Genomic DNA, 20,636 nt, shown 5'->3' on the forward strand with positions numbered 1-20,636 from the left:
TGGTCGAGTGCGCGCCCTTGACGTACAAATCCCGGCCGCGGTACCAGGCACGGTGAATTCGCCGGCGCATCCGCAAGGTACGCGATCGGGCAGATCGTCGAGAGAGCCGCGCACTCTGGCCGAGTAGAATCGGGCACAGATCGCCGACGACGGTCGCACAGCCCGACGTTGTCACAGGAGCGGCAGATGAGCCCACGTGAGGTCTCCGTTTCGGAACAGGTCCCTCGGCGTCTACGGCTGCTGCTGGCAGCCGGTGCGGTGTTGCTGCTGTTGCTGCTGGTGGTGCCTGGCGTGATCGGCACATATATCAACTGGTTGTGGTTCGGCGAGGTCGGCTACCGCGGTGTCTGGTCGACCGTGCTTCTCACCGAGCTGTCACTGTTCGTGGTGATCGCCGTGTGCCTGGGTGGGTCCCTGTTCGCGGCCATGTGGTTGTCGTACCGCTCACGTCCCGTTTTCTTGCCCGCCGCACGTGCCGACGACGCGCTCGGCGAGATCCGAGGCGTGGTCGGCCGGTGGCCCCTGCGCATTGGATTGGGTCTTGCCGTCGGATTCGGGCTGATCTGTGGCCTGATCGGCAAGTCGAGGTGGGAGACGGTGCAGTTGTTCCTACACGGAGGGTCGTTCGGCGCGCGTGATCCCGAATTCGGGCTCGATATCGGCTTCTTCGTCTTCGACCTGCCGTTCTATCGCCTCGTCCTGAGCTGGTTGTTCGTCGCCGTGTTCTTCGCGTTTCTGGCATCACTGGCAACGCATTACCTGTTCGGCGGGCTCCGCCCGGCCGGCAAGTCGGTCGGACTCAGTCATGGGGCCCGCGTTCAGCTCGCGGTGCTGCTCGGGCTGTTCTTCGTCTTGAAGGCCGGAGCGTATTGGCTCGACCGGTATGCGTTGTTGTCGAGCCGACGGCGGGAACCGACCTTCGCCGGGGCCGGATACACCGACATCAACGCCGTGCTGCCGGCACGGTTCGTTCTCTTGGCGATCGCTCTGATCGGTGCCGCAGCGGTCTTCTCAGCGGTCGTGATCCGCGATCTCCGGGTCCCGGCGATGGCCGCTGCCCTGCTGTTGCTGTCTTCGATCGTGGTCGGCGGGGTATGGCCGCTGGCGGTGGAACAGTTCTCGGTGCGCCCCAACGCCGCCGACTTGGAGAGCCCCTATATCGAGCGCAATATCGCGGCGACGAGGCAGGCGTACGGGATCGGCAGCGACCGGGTCGACTACCAGTCGTATCCGGGGGTCGGGACGAAGCAGCCGCCCGAGGTCGCCGCCGACGCGACCACGATCGCCAACCTCCGGCTGCTCGACCCGCATGTTCTGTCCCGGACCTTCACCCAGCAGCAGCAGTTGAAGAACTTCTACAGCTTTCCGGAGAATCTGGACCTGGACCGCTACCGCATCGACGGCCGGCTGCGCGACTACGTCGTCGCGGCCAGAGAGCTGACTCCGACCGCACTCAGCGGGAATCAATCGCATTGGGTCAACCGGCACACCGTCTACACCCACGGTGACGGGTTCGTCGCGGCCCCGGCGAACCGAGTCAACGCGGCCGTCCGGGAAACGTCGGGCGACAGTTCGGCCAGCAACAGCGGGTACCCGATCTACGCGGTCAGCGATATCGCCTCCCAGCACAGCGGGCATCAGGTGATCCCAGTCGAACAGCCGCGCATCTATTTCGGTGAGGTGATCGCGCGGGCTGATCCCGATTACGCCATCGTCGGTGGCGGCGCCGAGCCCCGCGAGTACGACACCGACTCGACCAAGTACACGTATGCGGGTGCGGGTGGGGTTCCGATCGGGAACTGGCTCAACCGGCTGGCGTTCGCGTCGACCTATACCGAGCGAAATATCCTGTTCTCCAAGGCGATCGGCTCCGACTCGAAGATAATCTTCCATCGGGATCCGAGTGAGCGTGTCGAGTTGGTGGCACCCTGGCTGACCGTCGACGACAACCCCTACCCGGCGGTTGTCGACGGCCGGATCGTCTGGATCATCGACGCGTACACCACCGTCGACGGCTACCCCTACGCCGCTCGGAGTTCGCTGGATTCCGGCGACGGCGACGGTACTCAGCACGAGATCTCCTACGCGCGGAATTCGGTCAAGGCGACCGTCGACGCCTACGACGGCACCGTGACGCTGTATCAGGTCGACGACCAGGACCCGGTGCTGGCCGCCTGGATGCGGGTGTTCCCCGGCACGGTCGAACCCGCGGCGTCGATCAGTGACGACTTGCGCTCCCATCTGCGGTATCCGGAGGATCTGTTCGCCATCCAGCGCGACATGCTCGCCAGGTACCACGTGGACGAGCCACGAGAGTTCTTCACCAACAACGCTTTCTGGTCGGTGCCAAGTGACCCGACCGTGGAGACCAATCCCCAGCAGCCACCCTTCTATGTTCTACTCGGCGACCCTGCTGATGCCGCACCGTCGTTTCGGCTGGCCAGCGCCATGGTGGGGTTCAAGCGAGAGTTCTTGTCCGCCTACATCTCTGTGCGCTCCGACCCCGAGGACTACGGCAAGTTCGCCATTCTGCAGTTGCCCACCGACACGCTCACTCAAGGACCGCAACAGATTCAGAATTCGATGATCTCCGATACCCGAGTGGCCTCTGAGCGGACCCTGCTCGAACGTTCCAACCGGATCCAGTACGGCAACCTGCTCACCTTGCCGATCGCGGACGGCGGTGTGCTCTACGTCGAGCCGCTGTTCACCGAACGGATCTCGACGGCCGCGAACGGTTCCACTTTCCCGCAGCTGGCACGGGTATTGGTCAGTTATCGAGAGCCGGGCACCGGCGGTGTCAGAGTCGGCTATGCACCGACCCTCGCCGAAGCGCTCGATCAGGTGTTCGGTCCGGCTACCGGCAACCTCGCGACCGCGCCCGGCGGCAGCGCTGCCACGCCTCCGCCGCCGGGCAGACCAACGGCGCCTCCGGGCCAGCCACCACTGTCGACCGGCCGATCAGAGCTGGATGAGGCCGCAGTGGAGCGACTCGAGGCCGAACTCGAAGCAGCCCGCGCGGCGCTCGACCGGCTCGAACAGCAACTCGACGACATACTTCGCCCAGATGAATAGAACCGGTCACTGTCCTGACGGTGAAAGTCTCGGGTCAGTTGATATCAGGCAGCATTCCGATCACCGTCATAGAGCGCGGCGTAGCGCCGCCAGCCATACAGAGTGAGCGCCATGGTGGCAGCGACGCCGAGCACGGTGGGGACCTTGCGGCGGTGCCGAGCCGCGAGCATCGACCCGGCCAGGACGCCGGCGCCTACCGCATTGAGTGCGCTCATCGTCGGGTCCAGCTCAGGGCATGCCAGCCAGCGCTCCTCACCGAGAATGGCCCGGGTGGCAAACGATCGCTGATCAGCGGGCTCTGGGGTGATGATCGGGTTGATCGCGAACCAGACCAGAACTCCAGCGGTCACGTCCGCCCGCCTGGTCCAGAACGGTGCGACAACCAGCGGTGTGGTGAGCAGCCGGGTCCAGGCACTGACCGGGTGGGAGTGCCGGGCGAACACCCGATGACGCAGATACCGCGAGCGATTCATGACCATTCCTCGCCGCCGCTCACGTCCGGGGGCACAAACGCACGAAGGGCAGTTGACGTCCGACCTCGCGGTAGTCCTCTGACGTACCGTCGACGGCGAAGCCCATGAACCGCACCAGTTTTCGCGCCGCTCGAGGGTGACGGGGCGCGTAGCGGGCCATGAACTCCCCGCCTTCGTTGGCATCGAGCGGCACTGCGGTCACCCCGATTGTGCGCAGGCCGACTCGAATACTGGTGTCCGGTGTCGCGAGGATGTTCTGATACCACGCGGCGGTGGGGCCGAACCCGGAGCAGACGACGTAGCTGCCGTCGGCCCTGTCGTGTTCGACGACTTCGATGACCGCCTGGCGCGGCTTCCCCGACACCCGCCCCGTGTGATCGAGCAGGAGCAGCCTGCCCCCGAACAACCAGCCCAGCCGTAGTCGGTAGAGGTGAATGGGGGCCCGGAACATCAGGCGGCGAACACCGGTGGGCGGTGCAGGGCGCTTCACTATTGCATCGGTGGCCTTTCCTGGGTCAGCTGTCGACTTGCTCGCGCCAACGTTCGATCAGGGCGGGCATCTCGTGTTCCATGTACCCATAGAAGTCCTGCATTTCGTGGAGCCGCACGGCGGTGGGGGTACCGTCCGCGATCGCGTCGAGACCTTCCTGGGCCGCGTCCTTCATGATCTTCAACATCACGTTCTGTTGCGAGAACAGCTGAGCCCACACACCTTTGGGGAAACGGTAGTGCTCGCGGCGACTGCCGGGGGCGGGCACGCGCTCCACCATGCCGGTCTGGGTCAGCTGTTTGATCGCGGTCGAGACCGCCCCGGTGCTGATCGACAGCCGCTCGCACAGATCCGCGGCGGTCATCGTCTCCTGCTCGGTATAGAGCAGTGCGGTCATCACCCGCGCCGTCATCTTCTGCATGCCGCCCTGGGACAGGGTCAAGGCAAGGCGCTCGGCGGCGTCGCGCAGTCGCTGATCGGAATCCATGCGTCAATCGTACCCACGCCTCCCAATATTCTGAATCTTCACAGATCTCTAAATTCTTGATATTGTTTGAGACATGAACAACGCCATCGAGATCCGCGATCTCACCAAGAGCTACGGCACCCGTCGAGGACTCACCGGGCTGACCCTCGACGTCCGTGCCGGTGAGGTATTCGGCTACCTCGGACCCAACGGTGCGGGGAAATCGACCACCATCCGACTCCTGCTCGACCTGATCCGCCCCACGACGGGAACTGCTTCGGTGCTCGGACTGGATCCACGCGCAGATGGTGTCGACATACGTCGCCGGATCGGTTATCTGGCGGGCGATTTCATCGTCGACGGCGGTCAGCGAGTGCGCGAGTGCCTACGGTTTCTCGCGGATCTGCGCGGTGGCGTGCCGCAGCCGCGGATCGATGAGCTGTCCGAGCGGCTCGGGCTGGACCCGACCGCCACGATCAAGAGCCTGTCCAAGGGCAACCGGCAGAAGGTCGGACTGGTGCAGGCCTTCATGCACGCCCCTGAACTGCTGATCCTCGACGAACCGACGTCCGGGCTCGACCCACTGGTGCAGCAGACCTTCCTCGAGCTGGTCACCGAGGCCGCCGACAACGGTCAGACGGTCTTCATGTCCAGCCACATCATGGACGAAGTCGAGGCCGTCGCCGACCGGGTCGCCATCCTGCGCGACGTCGCACTGGTCGCACTCGACACCGTGGCCGACCTACAGGCAGCAGCGATCCGTCGCATCGAGATCGGCTTCGCCGATCCGGTGACGATCGAGGAGTTCCGTGTGTTGCCGGGCCTGATCGACCCGCGACTCGACGCGGGCGGCACCGTGTTGCGCGCCGGGCTGTCGGGGTCACCCGATGCCGTTGTCAAAGCCGCCGCCCGGCACACGGTGCGCACGCTGACCACTACCGAGCCGCACCTCGACGAGATCTTCCACCGCCACTACGCCGCCGCCGAGGCCGCGCCCCAACCCGCCGCCTGACAGTTCGCCCCCGAACAACTCTTCGCCCACAGAGGGATACAGATATGACCGTCACTGCCGCGATCGGCCCGATGATCGAGCCCGCAGCCGCCACCGTCCGCACCGTCATCTTCACCAAAACCCTGCGCGATTCGCGCCGCAGCCTGCTCGGCTGGACCGCGGGCATCACCGTCGCCGCGGTCGCCTACGCCAGTTTCTACCCACAGATGGCAGCCAACGGCGCCGCCCGAACCGAAAACCTGCCCGAAGGCCTGCGCGAGGCGTTGAACATGGACGACATCGCCTCCGCCGCTGGTTATCTCGGTTCCACCGTGTTCGGAATGATCGTTCCGCTACTGGCCATGTTCTTCGGCGCCGCCGTCGGTGCCAGAGTCTCCGCCGCCGACGAAGAATCCGGCACCCTCGACCTGCTGCTGGCACACCCCATCACCCGCACTTCCCTCCTCGCACAACGCTTCGCCGCACTCGTCGCCGCCGCGACCGGAATCAGCGCGCTCGTGTGGCTGGGAATGCTCGCCATCCGCGGCAGCGCCGACCTCACCACGATCAGCGTCGGCCAGCTCGCGGCGCAATGCGTTCACCTGGTCCTGCTCATCGTGTGTTTCGGGGCAGTAGCCACCGCCATCGGAGCCTTCACCGGTCACCGCGGCACCGTGTTCGCGCTCACCGCGGTCCTCGGCGTCGCCGCCTGGGCCGCACACACTTTCGCCGACCAGATCGGCATCGGCTGGGCCGCCTACCTGTCACCGTTCCACTACTACATCGACAGCGAACCGCTCCGAAACGGCATCAGCGTCAGCAGTATCGCCGTGCTCGCGGCCACCTCGCTGGTCATGGTCACCGTGGGCATCTACCGGTTCAACCACCGAGACCTCGGCTGAGAACTGCGGCATCCTCACCGCTCTTCACGCACCGATCCCCACGAGAGGCTGAGCACCATCAACCGATCCGATGGACGAACCCGTTCCTGCACAAACCCATCTCGTGATCTCGGCATTCTCCTGCGCGAATCAGGGAACCTCTGTGGCGCAACCGCGATTCGACCACGTTCCGGCCAGTTGCGCGGCTGCGCTCACCCCCGCGCGCACAGACATCGAAATTTTCTCGGACGACCTGCGACCAGAAGGAGATCGGATCAGCACCGACCCCGATCTCGACGAGCGTTCGATGGGTGTGTGGTGCGCCGGCATCTTCACCAGCTTCGACGCCTGGGTTCCGACGGGACAATCGCCGCCTCGGTAGAAATACATTTCCGAACCAGCAATCTCATCGTCCGCGTCGATGCCGGCGGCATCAACGTCCACGACACCAGCGACCCCGCGCAGCTGCCCGCCGACTTATCAGCTGACGCCAACGCCATCGCAACCTCCCTCGCCACCAGCATCGACACCGTCATGACCTGAGAACCCGAACCCACCGCGCAATGGCCTGACCATCCGGTATCCGGCCGACTGCACGTTCGGTTTGCGGTCGGGGCGGTCTTTACGGCATCTTTACAGGTAGGTGCGCCGGGAAGTCTGGTCGGCAACCTCGCTCGAGCTCCGTCGGGTGGGGTTCGATCGGTGACGGGTACTCGCTCTTGCTGCTTCCACGCGTCTCAGGCTTCGCTGTCTGGCTTTTCCAGTCGGCGGTTCGATGACGCCGCCGACCCGGCGCAGGGTCCTCACTCGCGGCAGCTGGCCGGAATCACGGCGAATCGCCGCGGTACTCCGACGCGAAACCGTCGGCGGCGTGCTGCTGATCGTCGCGGCAGTAATTGCGCTGATCTGGGCTAACACACCGTGGGCCGAGTCCTACACGGCGCTACGTGACTTCCACATCGGGCCGCCCGCACTCCACCTGAACCTGTCGCTGAGCGAGTGGGCGGCCGACGGATTACTCGCGATCTTCTTCTTCGTCGTCGGTCTCGAGCTCAAACGCGAATTCGTCGCGGGCGACCTGCGTGATCCACGCCGGGCCGCGCTGCCCGTCGTCGCGGCCGTCGGCGGGATGGCCGTCCCAGCTCTGATCTATGTGCTGGTCAACCGCACCGGACCGCCCGGCACACTCGACGGCTGGGCCATTCCCACCGCGACCGACATCGCGTTCGCGCTGGCCGTGCTGGCGGTGATCAACACCCACCTGCCTACCGCGCTGCGCACGTTCCTGCTCACCCTCGCCGTGGTCGACGACCTCTTGGCGGTCACAGTGATCGCGATCTTCTACACCAGCGAACTGGACCTGCCCTACCTGGCGGCCGCCATCGTGCCTATCGCCCTGTTCGCACTCGCGGTACAGCGCCGCATCAGTTCCCCATGGCTGCTGGTACCGCTCGCACTCGCCGCATGGTGGTTGGTCCATCTGTCGGGCGTCCACGCCACGGTCGCGGGAGTGCTGCTCGGATTCACCGTGCCGGTACTGGCACGCGGCACCACCGACGAACACGGCCTCGCCGAACGATTCGAGCACCGCATACGCCCGCTCTCGACCGGATTCGCGGTGCCGGTGTTCGCGTTCTTCGCCGCGGGCGTCACCGTGGGCGGGCTCAGCGGGCTCACCGATTCCCTCGGTGATCGGGTGACGCTCGGCATCATCGCGGGCCTGGTCGCGGGCAAGCTGATCGGCATCACCGCCACCACCTATCTCACCGCCAAACTCACCCGCGCCGAACTCGATTCGGAACTGTCCTGGATCGACGTCGCCGGTGTGGCGCTACTGGGCGGCATCGGATTCACCGTGTCGCTACTCGTCGGGGAACTCGCCTTCGCCGGTGACCACACACGTGCCGACCACGTTCGAATCGGGGTCCTCTTCGGCACTGTCACCGCGGCGATCCTGGCGACCATCGTGCTGCGCGTCCGCAACCGGGTCTACCGCGCGCTGGCCGAGGCCGAATCCCGCGATGACGACGGTGACGGTATCCCCGACGTCTATCGAACTCCGCAGACTCCGAGCTGATGCGACCGCGTCCGTACCCGACCCACGACCGCTCGACGAGGAGCACCCGATGACCCGAGCAGTCCCCCACCACGGCCACAGCTCCCTCACCCACGTCACCATGGGCCTGGGCTGGGATCCCGTCCGTCCCGGCATGTTCGGACGACCAGGCAAGGACGTCGACCTCAACGCCGCCGCCCTGTCGTTCGCCGGAACCCGCTTCGTCGACGTCGCCTACCACGAGCAACTGACCTCCCGCGACGGAGCGATCCGCCACCTCGGTGACAGCGTCACCGGGGACGGCGATGGTGACAACGAGGTCATCGCGGTGGACCTGACCCGGCTGCACCCCGACGTCACCACCGTCATGTTCATCGTGACCTGTTACACCGGGCAGCTCTTCGACCAGATCGAGAACGGTTTCTGCCGCGTCACCGACAATGTCACCGGCACCGAAATGGTCCGCATCGATCTGGCCAGCGCCCGATCTCACACCGGCATCGTGCTCGGCAAACTGCGCCGCCCCCACCAGGATTGGGGCTTCGCCCCGATCGGTGAACCTATCTGGGCTCAACACATCGTCCACGCGATCCCCCAACTCGCCGGCTACCTCAGCTGAGCCGCGATGATCCGCCGACGCCTCGCACCTGTCCAGATCGTCGCATTGATCATGCGGCCGCTGACTCTCTACCCGCCCGGTGGCACCCTTCTCCCGACCTTCGGCAAAATGTCAACGGTCGCGGTGACTGGAAGTCACACGGCGAACAAAGGCCGCCCATCTCGACGGAGAGCCGTCTCACAACAGGTGTCTCCGTGTCGGACATGACAGGTTTACAGTCGGACATCGGAATGCCATCAGCGCGTCACCACAACATCGAAGATCAAGGCGCACAATGATTTCCGCACCCGGCACCGAAGAGACATCCACACCCCATCACTCGGCGTCGCGTATCCGATCCGAGCCCGTCTCCAGTGCGTGCATCGACCACGGGACGCCGAACGCCTTCGTCGCCGAGTGCACCCCACCCGCAGCTCGGAGGTCCCTGTGTTCGAATCATGTTGTTCCCCTCATGAATCCGCCCATCTGCTCCGGGCGCGGTACGGGCTACCCGTAGAACTGTTCGCCGATCGGCTGTATCTGACCACCGGACACGACATGGAAGCGATCGTCGTACCCAGCGGTCTGAGCGAACAGGTCCGTGCCCGGCTCGCCCACCTCCCACAAGCCACACCCGCCATCGTCGACCCCCGCAACCGATACTGCACCTTCCTGACTGCACCGACGAATCCGTATCACACTGTGCCCCAGCCGATTCAGCACGAATTGGGATTTCAGGGTGTCACTGTTCCGCAGCCTGGAACCCGTGTCATGCTGCCCCGTTCCGACGATCAGTTCGGCTGGCATTGGGCCTATGAACCCACACCAGGGCGACTGCGCCTGCCCCAGCGCTCGCTCGTACTGGCCGCCATCCGCCTGTCGATATACGAAGGCGCGGACGTTATTCCGGCCTGAGCACGCGCCGGCGCATACGCGACTGCCTGATTGGCACGAACCTGCTGGCAACGTTCGGTCGCCGCCGCAGCGAGCAGCCCGGCGATCATCCGATGCTCCGCTCGGCAAGCTCGCTAGCGGAACTTCGCCACGATCGCCGCGAACAACCCGCCAGGGCCGCCGAGATCGATTGCCGTAGAAGCGAACTGATTACATCTATCGATAGCTGGCCACACAGACAACCTGGCCGGTCGTGCTGCGCGCACCGATTGCCACCAATGGCGCTCGGGGTGTCGTCGACCGCATGGCCGCCTGCCACAAGGGTCATGAACCCGCCACCGAGATCGTGACGGGTGCCACCAGATGACCATCGTGATAGTGCTGGGGTTCCGCACCATCGACGCCGAAAGCGCGGGGTAACCGTGGGGTCTTCCCGGAGTGCTCTGCGGCCTACGCAGCGCACCGCGTTCGACCGCCATCGCGGTCGCACCGAATATAGGTGACCCGCCGCGAATCGTCGTCCGATGACATCGGGTGGTCACATCGAGCGACAGATTCCGAACTTCGACGACATGTTGCTGCCAGGACGACCCGCGGCTGTCCTTCTCGCGTAAATGCTGAGACCGGGTTCAGTTGAAGTGTCGAACGAGGAGTCAAGCGTGGATTTCAGTCCTAATGAGGTTCAGCGAGAAGTTATCGAGCTGGCCGCGGATGTACTACGGAAGGAATGCGATCCCGGCCAGGACGATCTGGATCCGTCACTCGGATACGACTCACGGGCTTGGGCCGCCCTGGCCAAGGTCGGACTGCTGGCGATCGCGCTACCGGAAGAACTCGGCGGTGACGGCCTCGGGGTTGGCGAGATTTCAGCCGTGCTGTACGAAATCGCCTCTCGTGGCGCGCGAGTCCCCGCCCTCGCCGCACTCGCGCTGGGCATACTGCCGATCACCGGTCATGGCACCGTCGAACAGCAGGCAGAACTGCTGCCGTCCCTCGCCGCCGGCGACAGCCTGGTGACCGGTGCTCCCAGCGAACTCGGAGAACCGCTCACGCTCACACCACGAACGACGGCCGTCCGCACCGAACACTCCTGGAAACTACACGGCCACAAAGTCGGGGTACCTTTCGCAGCACAGTCAGTCCGGGTGTTGGTGCCCGCCAACACATCCGAAGGATTGGCGGTGTTCCTGATCGACCCGGCCGCCGACGGGGTGGAGTTGGTCCTCACCCATACCGCAACCGGGCTGCCGGAGTACACAATGCGCCTTTCCGGCGTACGAGTCGATGATTCGGCGGTGCTGGGCAATGATTTCAGCGGCGCGGCCGTGGCAGCTCTCCGCACCTACGCGCTGGCCGGGGCGGTCACGATCGGCGACGGAGCACTGGCCGGAGCGCTCCGTTTGACCACCGAACACGTCAGGCATCGACAGCAATTCGGTAAGCCGTTGGCGACCTTTCAAGCGGTTTCACAGCAGATCGCGGACGTCTATATCGCTTCCCGAACAACACATTTGGCCGCTCTGTCGGGGAATTGGCGATTGTCCGCCGGCTTGGATTCGGAACAGCATCTCGCCCTCGCAGGATACTGGCTAACAGCAGAAGCGCTGACGGCCGTACGAATCTGCCACCACCTGCACGGTGGTATCGGCGCCGACATCACCTATCCGCTCCACCTGCACTACTCCACACTCAAAGATGCGGTGCGATTTCTCGGCGGATCCGAGCATGCCCTCCAACACCTCGGTATCGATCCGCCCCCGAGTCGGATCCCCGCGGAGTCCTCAACGAGCGAAGGAATGTTCATCGCGCTCAACGCTTCGCAGCAAGCGTTGCAGGATGAGTTGCGAACGTACTTTGCCCAACTGATGACCGCTGACGAACGGGCAACGACCACCAACGATCGACACGGCACCGTCTACCGTGAAATCGTCCGCCGGATGGGTCACGACGGCTGGCTCGGCGTCGGCTGGCCGAAGGAATTCGGCGGGCACGGTTTCGGACCGATCGAACAGCACATCTTCGTCAACGAGGCCGCACGCGCCGACGTGCAATTACCCTCGGTCACGTTGCAGACAGTCGGACCGACCCTGCAAACCTTCGGGACAGACGAGCAGAAGTCGTTCTTCCTACCCAAGATCCTTTGCGGGGAACTCCATTTCGCCATCGGCTACTCCGAACCAGACAACGGCACCGATCTCGCATCCCTGCGCACCATCGCGGTCCGCGACGGCGACTACTTCATCGTGAATGGCCAGAAGACCTTCACCACTGGCGGGCACGCCGCCGACTACATCTGGCTCGCTGTGCGCACCGATCCAGATGCACCCAAGCACAAGGGCATTTCGATCCTCATCGTCGACACCCGCGATCCGGGATTCAGTTGGACGCCGATCATCACCTGCGACGGTGCACACCATGTCGATGCCACCTACTACTCAGATGTCCGCGTTCCGGCGAATATGCTGGTCGGAGTAGAGAATCAAGGTTGGCGACTGATCACCGCCCAGCTCAACCACGAACGCGTGATGCTCGGCCCCTCCGGTCGGATCGGCGGACTGTACGACCACGTGTACACCTGGGCCGCCGCACACGACCTGCTCGATGCCACAGACGTGCGATCCGCATTGATCGAGACTCGTGCGACCGAGGGCATCAACGAACTGCTCAACTGGCAGGTCGCGGCCGCCGAATCCAGCGCCCCGGTCGACGTCGCCGACGCTTCGGCCACAAAGGTATTCGGATCGGAACGGATTCAGCGGCTGTACGAACGACTGGAAGAGGTCGTGGGCCGCCACGGCGACCTCGCCGAGCCCGCCACCGCGGAACTGGCAGCCTGGCTCAATATTCAGGCGAAGCGCAATCTGGTTTTGACCTTCGGCGGTGGTGTGAACGAGATCCAGCGCGAATTGATCGCTGTGAACGGACTCGGCCTGCCGCGGGTGCCGCGATGAGCGAGGTCACCCCCCACTCCGGAGAGCGTCGTTGCTGCTACTTGTTTCCCGGACAAGGTGCGTATCTGGAGGAGGTCTTCCTGGAGCTGGCGAACAGTTGGCCACAGGTGCGGCAGACCTTCGAAGAGATAGATCTGGCCCTGGCGGTGTTCAGGGCTCCGCAGGGAGTCCCCGTGCTGTTCAATGGATCTCCGCCGCGGTTGAACCACCTCGTCACCAACGACCCCGACACTTTGCAAGTCGCATTGTTCGGATCGGCGATGGCCACGTATCCTCGAGTCCGTACGGATCGTGCCCGATGTACTGGTGGGGCATAGTCTCGGCGAGATCGCGGCTCTGGTCGCCGGCGGTGCGTTCACAGTCGGCGAAGGTGCCGAAATCGTGTATGCCCGATCGCAGTCGCTGCGGATGGCGGCCGACACGGGTGAGATGTTCGCCGCACGCTGCGAAGCGCAACGGGCGAGAGCTCTGGGCGACCTCATGGAGTGCGACAGCCTCGTGGTCGCGGTCGAGAGTGGTTCACACCAGACTGTCCTGTCAGGTCCGCTGGAGACACTGTCCCGAGTGGAGACGATTGTCCGCGAGGCCGGTCTGTCCGGTAGCCGAATCTCCTCTCCATACCCGTTCCACAGCCCCCTGCTCGCATCCGTCGCCGAAGACTTCCGTCAGCGACTGGAGACCAACACCAACCTTTCTCAACGCCCGCTGCGGCGCGCGGTGTACTCACCGATTCTCGGACGGCTCTATAACGACGATGACGAGGTGGCCGAGCTTCTAGCCAGCGACCTCGTACTCCCGGTGCGATTCCGCGCCGCATTGCGACACCTGCACGGCACCTGAGTGGAGGTGTTCGTCGAATGTGTTGCCCGGAGCGCACTTTCGGGTATCGTCGGCAAGGTGTTGCCAGGAGCGACCACACTACCCACCGTGATCCGTGGTCGCTCTCCGGTTGAATCCATTCAATCCGTCATAAATCAGATCTCAACAACGGCTTCACACCAAGGGAACTCATACTTCGCCGCTAGCCCGCACGGCTAGAAGTGGATCGGGCGACAGTCCGCGGTGGGGCGATATCAGGCCCAGTTCGGTTGCACGAGCTCCAATTTGGAATCTCGTTGTGACACCGAGCCTGGTCATGATGTCGGCGACGTATCGCCGATAGGTACGCAGGGATACGCCTAATCTGCGGGATGCGACTTCATCCTTGAGGCCGAGGTCGAGTGCTCGCAGCACCGTCAAGGTCGTTTCGTCGAATTCCCTGCGGCAGAGGCTCAAATAAGTCGAGAACGCAGGCGCCGAGTCCCACGTGCTGGTGGCGAGTTGGTGAATGACTCGAAGCAGGCCAGGGTCGGCGATCATGAACCCGTACGGTCGCTGTCCACCCGCGCCGCCCCAGATTGCCCCGGCCCGTCTATCGATGATGACCATATTGTGAAAGTCAGCGTTGGTCACCTTGATCTGCGCTTGCAGCGCGACCTGCGGCCCGAGCAACTTGTCGTCACGTCGCGTTTCGGCGAAGTGGGGCGAGTACAGCAGCCTGAACTGTTTGCCCTTCGCCAGGTGGTCCGAGATCAGCTGGGTACCAGTCAGATACCGCGGTTGCATGCGCAGCGGGCTGGACACCGCGAGCACCGCTTCCTTGCGCACCCGCTGCAGCATCTGCGAAAGATTGTGCTCCCAATCGCCATCTGGGCGAAACCGAACGATATCGCCTGTTCGACCGCGATCTCCGCCGCGATGCTCGGCTATCGCACGGTCGAGCAGTCTGCGCGACTCGGCTAGGAGCCCGCCCACGTCGTTGCCGCTCTCCGCTGCCTGTTCACGCGCCGCCCATACCGGCTCGAGTATGTCGTGTTCGATCATCGCCCACCCCTGGGATCAGTCTTGCCCGAGTACAGATTGCCGAATCCTTCGGTCCCATGCCAGTGCGGAGCCGGATTCTGTGAATCGAGTGGCTTACGGCCACGCCGCCGTTCCGGGCGCACCAACTGGTGATCGGGATTCACAGTCAACGCGTCGAAGCTTAGAAGCATCGTGGCGTAATTATATACGCGCACAAGACAATTCAAATGCGCCACCCGAGATGCGGCAGGATCCGCGCCGCTCACTTCCAGCTGCCGTTGGCATGTCGATGCCAAATCCGTGACACCTTCCTGCGCGCGCGAACCCTTCACCTCGAGTGAAACGCGTTCTAGTTTCACTGTAGTGGCATCTCCGCTGCGCTCGATGGTGGCGGACCGCGGGGCACGTCGACGGAGGAGATCGAGAGACCTATGCACATCAGTTTCACCGATGATCAGGAATGCTTGCGCAAGCAGCTGCGTGCGTATTTCGCCGAGCTCATGACTCCCGAGGTGCGAGAAGCCCTGGCCGGGCCTGGCGGCGAGTACGGCGACGCGAGCGTGTTCAAGGAGGTCGTCCGGAGGCTGGGCCACGACGGGTGGCTGGTCCTGGGCTGGCCGGAGGAGTTCGGCGGCCAGAACCGGCCGATGATCGATCAGCTGATCTTCACTGACGAGGCTGCCTTCGCAGGCGTTCCGGTACCGTTCCTGACGGTGAACACGGTCGGCCCGACGATCATGCGTTTCGGTATCGATGAGCAGAAGGCGTTCTTCCTGCCGAAAATCGCCAAGGGCGAGTTGCACTTCTCCATCGGCTATTCCGAGCCGGAAGCCGGGACCGATCTGGCATCGCTGCGGACGCGGGCGGTGGGCGACGGTGACGATTACGTCATCAATGGCGAGAAGGCTTGGACCAGCCTGATCGAATACGCCGACTACATCTGGCTGGCCGCACGCACCGACCCGGAGGCGAGCAGGCATCGCGGGGTGTCCATCCTGATCGTGCCGACCGCGGCGGAGGGGTTCTCGTGGAGCAAGATCCACACCATGGCGGGGCCCGGCACGAGCGCGACCTTCTACGACAACGTGCGGGTTCCCGCGGCCAACGTCTTCGGCGAATTGAACGGCGGCTGGCCGTTGATCACCAATCAGCTCAATCAAGAACGGGTGGCGCTGACTTCGGCCGCGCCACTTCAGGAGTCATTGCGACAGGTCTGGGAATGGGCGGAGCGCACCACGCGCGCGGACGGTACGCGGGTGATCGACGCCGAGTGGGTGCAGATCCATCTCGCGCGGGTACACGCCCACGTCGAGTACCTCAAGCTGCGTAACTGGCGTATCGCCTGGGCGGCCGATTCCGGCGATCTCAAGCCCGCAGATGCCTCGGCCACCAAGGTGTTCGGCACCGAATTGGCGACCGAGGCATACCGATTGCTCATGGAGGTGCTGGGCTCCGCAGCGGTCGTGCGGAGAAACTCCCCGCGGGCGTTACTCCAGGGCCGGATCGAACGTTTGCATCGTTCGTCGCTGATTCTGACCTTCGGCGGCGGTACGAACGAGGTCCAACGCGACATCATCGCCAAGACCGCACTGGATCTGCCCGTAACCCGCTGATCTACCCGAGGAACTCGATACCCATGGACTTCACCTTCTCCGAAGCGCAGCACGATCTTTCGGGTCTGGCCCGCGACGTGTTCACCGATTGGACCGATAAGAACACCCCCGACGGCACCGGTTTCGACTCGGCGCTGTGGCAGGCGACGGCCCAGGTCGGCCTGCTCGATGCGGCACTGCCCGAACCCGTCGGAGGCGGTTTCGGTCTGCTCGAACAGTGCAGCGTGCTCATCGAGATCGGCCGAACGGTTGCCCCGGTCCCCTACCTGACCAGCATCGCGGTCGCGGCCAGCACCATCGCTCGCTTCGGCGACGAGGCCCAGGTGCGACGCTGGGTCGAACCGGTCGCCAGCGGCGCCGCCACCCTCGCACCGGCACTGGCAACCGAGGACGACGCGTTCACGGCCGAGCGAACCGCGAACGGCTGGCGGGTCAACGGATCCCAAAGCGCGGTTCCCGCCGGCGCTTTCGCGGACGCGTTCCTGGTCGAGGCGATCACCGCGGACGGCTCGATACTGCTGATCATCGACCGTGCGACCGAGGGCGTCCACGTCAGTACCCAACATGTCGTCGATGGCACGGACGCCGCGCTGCTCGAACTGGACGGCATCGAGATCGACAACGCGGGCGTGCTGGGCACCCCGGGCGACCGCAGTGCGGCCTGGGCGCACCGCCGCGCCACCGTGGCCGCTTGCGCCTACCAGCTCGGCGTGGTCGAACGCTCGCTGGAGCTGACGAGCGAATACGCCAGGGCACGAAAGCAATTCGACAAGCCCATCGGATCGTTCCAGGCCGTGCGTCAGCGCCTGGCCGACGCGTATGTCGACGTCGAAGCGGTTCGCCTGACGCTGTGGCAGGCCGCGTGGCGTGAATCCGAGGATCTCCCCGCGGACGCGGAAATCGCCACCGCCAAGTTCTGGGCCTCGGAAGCCGGTCATCGCGTCGCCCACACCACGATCCATATCCACGCCAGTATCGGGATCTTTCTGGAGTACCCGGTACATCGGTACTTCGTGGCCGCCAAGCGCACCGAGTTCGCCCGCGGCGGAGCCACCTCGCAGCTGCGCAAACTCGCCGGTGCGCTGTCCAGCGCGACGAAACCCTGAACAGTATGGGAATCGTCAGCGCCTACGCCGCCGACTCGGCAACCGACCACTCACCAGGTCTGTCATCGAACGGCGCGATCCGGGGCCGCACGATGTGGTGTCTCTGTCATGCCTGGTTAGACCTTGCCGAGCAGAAAACGGTTCCATCGAGTTTCGTAGGGACCTGGGGGCATGACCAAGGCCGGATCGCATCCGCTAGGAGTCGAATGGATAATCGAACGTATGTGCGAATCGATCCGGCTCTACCTGCGCAACGGGCGCTGGACGGAACCGGCTCCCAGATACTGCCCGAGCGGTCACCGGCTCAGTCCTGGCCAGGCGCTCGTCGGTGCGGTGCCTTGTTTCCGGAGCGGTGGTCACCACCGAACGCACACGTGCCGAGTCTGCGCCACAACGACCTACACCCCGCCGCTGCACACCGACTGCGATCACTACTCATAACCGTGAGCCTTAGGGAGCCTGTGCCCCACGCGTGCCCCTAGCCCGGATCGCGGCGGCCAACAGTGGTCAATCACGGTGTCATGCACCCCTGGGGTATGACATAAAAAAATCCCCCCGACCAGGCTTTATGTCGAGGGGATTCGGTGGTCCCAGCTGGTTTCGAACCAGCGACCTTCCGCGTGTGAGGCGGACGCTCTCCCGCTGAGCTATGGGACCGAACACTGTGTCGGGCGGGTTTCGAGCCGCTCGAACGAGATGGAACATTAGCACGGAGGGCTGGGATGACACCAAATCGCCTTGTGAAGCGGGGTTTCGGTGAGGCAGAGCCGTGGGAGTCGGAGCTTCGCGCTCGCGCGCGTGCATGCGCGAGCGGGCGATCGATCGGCCGTGCCGGCGCCCTTTGCGCCGGTAGCATCAATAGATGCGAATATCTATGTTTCACGATGCGACTGCTGCGGGGCCGATGGGGTGGAGATCGACTCGGGTGGGCGTGGATGACATGCGTGTAATTCACATTTAGGCCGGTTTACCAGGCGATTTGTAGTCTTCGGCGAACGTCGGCTAATGTTCTCATCGCACCGCAGAGAGCAGCAAAGCCGCCAGGCCGAGCCGCTCCCCTAAGTGTGAAGTAAATGCGGATGTGGCGCAGTGGTAGCGCATCACCTTGCCAAGGTGAGGGTCGCGAGTTCGAATCTCGTCATCCGCTCGAGAGGTAGGTAAGGCACTAGCCCCATCCTCCTTTGTACGGTGGAGTGGCCGAGTGGTGAGGCAACGGCCTGCAAAGCCGTGCACACGGGTTCGATTCCCGTCTCCACCTCGCGCGATTAGCTCAGCGGGAGAGCGCTTCCCTGACACGGAAGAGGTCACTGGTTCAATCCCAGTATCGCGCACCACCGTACCGAGTCAGGCCCCCTTTCGAGGGGGCCTGACTTGTTTGCGTTGTGGCTAGATCGGCGGATGCTGGTCGGCGTGCATGATCGCCGTGAAGGTCATCCGGTCGCCGCGATACAGGGATCGACGTTGTTCGATGGGGATGTTGTTCTGGTCATAGGAGACGCGGTTCAGCAGGAACATCGGGGTCCGGGTGTCGACAGTCAGCAAGGCCGACTCGCGGGCGTCGGGCAGCGCGGTCTCGATCGAGTCGACGGTGCGCTCGAAGCTGATTCCGCGGCTGCGGATTTCGGCGTACAGCGAGTCCCGGTAGTCGAAGCTCTCGGACAGGCCGGGGTATCGGTCGGCGGGAAGCCTGGTCGTCTCGAGGCCCACTCGCACGCCATCGGTGGTCAGCACGCGCTCGAGCTGGATGATCGGCGCGCCGATCTCGACATCCAGGATGGCGGCCAACGATTCGTCGGCGATCAGGTCGGTCCAACCGACCAGGATGCGCCCGGCACTCATCCCCTGCGACTTGACGGCCTCGGTGTACGAACCCATCGCGAGCGGCTGCAGGATCTTGGGCCGCGCGACAATCGTGGTGCGACCACGGCGTTCGACCCGGCCTGCCAGTAATAGCTCTCGTAGCGCCTGACGCACGGTTTCGCGCGCGACGTCGTACTTCTCGGCGATCTCACGCTCGGCGGGAAAAGGGTCACCCACCTGCATGTTGTCGAGCATCCGGTCCAGCTTCGCCCGGACGACTTGATGTTTGAGCACTCGAGGTTCAGCGGGTGCGGTCATTGCTCGAGCGTATCAAATCGTGGTCTAGACCAAGACGTCGATTTCTGTTTACCTGCTGCTTCCCCGGCATCCACGTCTTGGTATAGACCAAGGCTCACCGTCACTGCCATGAAGATTCGCATGCGCCGTCCCGCCCTGATCGCCGCGACGGTTACCGCCACACTCTCACTCGCCCTTTCCGGGTGTTCGGGCTCCGATTCCGACGCGGTAAACGCGCAAGGATTCCCGGAGACCCTGACCCTCGCGGCGATCCCCGCGGAGAACTCCACCGATCTCGAAGCCAGCTACGAGCCGTTGATCAAGGTGCTGGAGAAGGAGACCGGCTCGAAGGTCGAATTCGTCCAGGCCTCCGACTACGCGGGTGTTGTCGAGGGCATGATCGCGGGCAATGTCGACCTCGCGTTCTTCGGACCGTTCGCCTATGTCGTGGCCGGTGTCAACGGCGCCGACATCACCCCGGTGGGGGCGGTCATCAAGAAGGAGGGCGCCGCGCCCGGCTATCAGTCCTACGGGCTGGCGCGCTCGGACGCGAGCTCCATCACGGGGCTGAAGGATTTCGCGGGCAAGAAGGTGTGCTTCGTCGACCCCAGCTCGACCTCGGGCTTCCTGTATCCGACGGCGGGGCTGATCGAGGCCGGGGTCATCAAATCCGGTACGGAGGCTGACATCTCGGCCGGGATGTCGCCGATCTACGCGGGCGGACACGATTCCTCGGCGTTGGCCGTCGCCCACGGTGACTGCGACGCCGGGTTCGCCTTCGACACCATGGTCGACAAGACCATGATCGACAAGGGCGACCTGAAGGCAGGCGAGCTCAAGACGGTGTGGAAGTCGGAGATGATCGCCGGCTCGGTCTTCGCCGCCAACAATGCCCTGGGCACTGCGGCCGTCGACAAGCTGAAGGCGCTGTTCATCGAGAAGGTGAACGTGCCGAGCCTGCAGGCCGCGGGGTACTGCACCGGCGACGCGTGCCGCATCACCGACGAGCGGGCCTGGGGTTTCGTCCCCGTCACCGACGCCGATTTCGCCGGCGTCCGCAAGGTCTGCACGGTCACCGGCTCCGAGAAGTGCAAGGGCTGAGC

General features: G+C 64.3%; 17 protein-coding genes, 4 tRNA genes and 1 pseudogene. 16 read left to right on the plus strand and 6 right to left on the minus strand.

Translation table 11 applies throughout. The annotated features are described in order from the left end of the window. Positions 1–186: 186 nt before the first annotated feature. Positions 187–3,075, plus strand: a complete 2,889-nt coding sequence (locus ASD42_RS05630) for a UPF0182 family protein (RefSeq protein ID WP_056811088.1) — start codon at positions 187–189, stop codon at positions 3,073–3,075. Between the two features lie 44 nt (positions 3,076–3,119). Here the strand turns inward: ASD42_RS05630 and ASD42_RS05635 are convergent, their stop codons facing one another. From ASD42_RS05635 to ASD42_RS05645, 3 genes are all read right to left on the minus strand, one after another. Then, entirely contained in the window at positions 3,120–3,548 is a 429-nt protein-coding gene (locus tag ASD42_RS05635) for a DUF6653 family protein (protein WP_056815506.1), read from the minus strand. Between the two features lie 19 nt (positions 3,549–3,567). Next, entirely contained in the window at positions 3,568–3,999 is a 432-nt protein-coding gene (locus ASD42_RS05640; protein WP_056815511.1) for a nitroreductase family deazaflavin-dependent oxidoreductase, read from the minus strand. Between the two features lie 64 nt (positions 4,000–4,063). Beyond that, positions 4,064–4,525: a GbsR/MarR family transcriptional regulator gene (locus tag ASD42_RS05645; RefSeq protein WP_056811091.1), complete on the minus strand. Its 462-nt coding sequence runs from the start codon at positions 4,523–4,525 to the stop codon at positions 4,064–4,066. Positions 4,526–4,598: 73 nt separating this feature from the next. Here ASD42_RS05645 and ASD42_RS05650 point away from each other — a divergent pair, with 73 nt between their 5' ends. From ASD42_RS05650 to ASD42_RS05685, 9 genes and pseudogenes are all read left to right on the plus strand, one after another. After that, the gene (locus ASD42_RS05650) at positions 4,599–5,516 is read left to right on the plus strand and encodes an ABC transporter ATP-binding protein (RefSeq protein ID WP_056811094.1); all 918 of its coding nucleotides are present in this window, start codon (positions 4,599–4,601) and stop codon (positions 5,514–5,516) included. Between the two features lie 44 nt (positions 5,517–5,560). Further along, a complete protein-coding gene (locus ASD42_RS05655) occupies positions 5,561–6,397 on the plus strand; it encodes an ABC transporter permease subunit (RefSeq protein ID WP_084787014.1) in 837 nt (278 codons plus the stop codon). Between the two features lie 294 nt (positions 6,398–6,691). Beyond that, positions 6,692–6,919 carry a hypothetical protein gene (locus ASD42_RS05660; RefSeq protein WP_056811097.1) on the plus strand — a complete coding sequence of 76 codons (228 nt, stop codon included), beginning with the start codon at positions 6,692–6,694 and terminating at the stop codon, positions 6,917–6,919. Positions 6,920–7,151: 232 nt separating this feature from the next. Next, complete coding sequence (gene nhaA, locus ASD42_RS05665; protein ID WP_056811100.1) at positions 7,152–8,453, plus strand: Na+/H+ antiporter NhaA; 1,302 nt, start codon at positions 7,152–7,154, stop codon at positions 8,451–8,453. 49 nt (positions 8,454–8,502) lie between these two features. Continuing rightward, positions 8,503–9,051: a TerD family protein gene (locus tag ASD42_RS05670; RefSeq protein WP_056811104.1), complete on the plus strand. Its 549-nt coding sequence runs from the start codon at positions 8,503–8,505 to the stop codon at positions 9,049–9,051. A gap of 426 nt (positions 9,052–9,477) precedes the next feature. Further along, positions 9,478–9,945, plus strand: a complete 468-nt coding sequence (locus ASD42_RS05675; protein WP_063893609.1) for a hypothetical protein — start codon at positions 9,478–9,480, stop codon at positions 9,943–9,945. 593 nt (positions 9,946–10,538) lie between these two features. Then, positions 10,539–11,633 (plus strand): annotated as a pseudogene (locus ASD42_RS35675) (acyl-CoA dehydrogenase family protein); the annotation flags it as partial. 87 nt (positions 11,634–11,720) lie between these two features. Next, positions 11,721–12,875, plus strand: a complete 1,155-nt coding sequence (locus tag ASD42_RS35680; RefSeq protein WP_327152885.1) for an acyl-CoA dehydrogenase family protein — start codon at positions 11,721–11,723, stop codon at positions 12,873–12,875. A gap of 291 nt (positions 12,876–13,166) precedes the next feature. Then, entirely contained in the window at positions 13,167–13,715 is a 549-nt protein-coding gene (locus ASD42_RS05685; RefSeq protein WP_056811114.1) for an acyltransferase domain-containing protein, read from the plus strand. A 168-nt stretch (positions 13,716–13,883) separates the two neighbouring features. Here the strand turns inward: ASD42_RS05685 and ASD42_RS05690 are convergent, their stop codons facing one another. Further along, positions 13,884–14,738 (minus strand): response regulator transcription factor, encoded by an 855-nt coding sequence (locus ASD42_RS05690; RefSeq protein WP_131816619.1) that lies wholly within the window; start codon positions 14,736–14,738, stop codon positions 13,884–13,886. A 410-nt stretch (positions 14,739–15,148) separates the two neighbouring features. Here ASD42_RS05690 and ASD42_RS05695 point away from each other — a divergent pair, with 410 nt between their 5' ends. Further along, entirely contained in the window at positions 15,149–16,330 is a 1,182-nt protein-coding gene (locus tag ASD42_RS05695) for an acyl-CoA dehydrogenase family protein (protein WP_056811120.1), read from the plus strand. 23 nt (positions 16,331–16,353) lie between these two features. Next, entirely contained in the window at positions 16,354–17,436 is a 1,083-nt protein-coding gene (locus ASD42_RS05700; protein WP_056811124.1) for an acyl-CoA dehydrogenase family protein, read from the plus strand. A gap of 585 nt (positions 17,437–18,021) precedes the next feature. Here the strand turns inward: ASD42_RS05700 and ASD42_RS05705 are convergent. After that, positions 18,022–18,093: transfer RNA gene (locus ASD42_RS05705), tRNA-Val, on the minus strand. 418 nt (positions 18,094–18,511) lie between these two features. Here ASD42_RS05705 and ASD42_RS05710 point away from each other — a divergent pair. From ASD42_RS05710 to ASD42_RS05720, 3 genes are all read left to right on the plus strand, one after another. After that, positions 18,512–18,583 (plus strand) — tRNA-Gly (locus ASD42_RS05710). A gap of 40 nt (positions 18,584–18,623) precedes the next feature. Beyond that, a tRNA-Cys gene (locus ASD42_RS05715) sits at positions 18,624–18,694 on the plus strand. A 1-nt stretch (position 18,695) separates the two neighbouring features. Further along, positions 18,696–18,770: transfer RNA gene (locus ASD42_RS05720), tRNA-Val, on the plus strand. Positions 18,771–18,822: 52 nt separating this feature from the next. Here ASD42_RS05720 and ASD42_RS05725 read toward each other — a convergent pair. Further along, positions 18,823–19,554 (minus strand): GntR family transcriptional regulator, encoded by a 732-nt coding sequence (locus tag ASD42_RS05725; protein WP_056811127.1) that lies wholly within the window; start codon positions 19,552–19,554, stop codon positions 18,823–18,825. Positions 19,555–19,662: 108 nt separating this feature from the next. Here ASD42_RS05725 and ASD42_RS05730 point away from each other — a divergent pair, with 108 nt between their 5' ends. Next, complete coding sequence (locus tag ASD42_RS05730) at positions 19,663–20,634, plus strand: phosphate/phosphite/phosphonate ABC transporter substrate-binding protein (RefSeq protein WP_056811131.1); 972 nt, start codon at positions 19,663–19,665, stop codon at positions 20,632–20,634. Positions 20,635–20,636 lie beyond the last annotated feature (2 nt).

This window comes from Nocardia sp. Root136, from assembly GCF_001427185.1.
GTDB classification, from domain to species: domain Bacteria; phylum Actinomycetota; class Actinomycetes; order Mycobacteriales; family Mycobacteriaceae; genus Nocardia; species Nocardia salmonicida.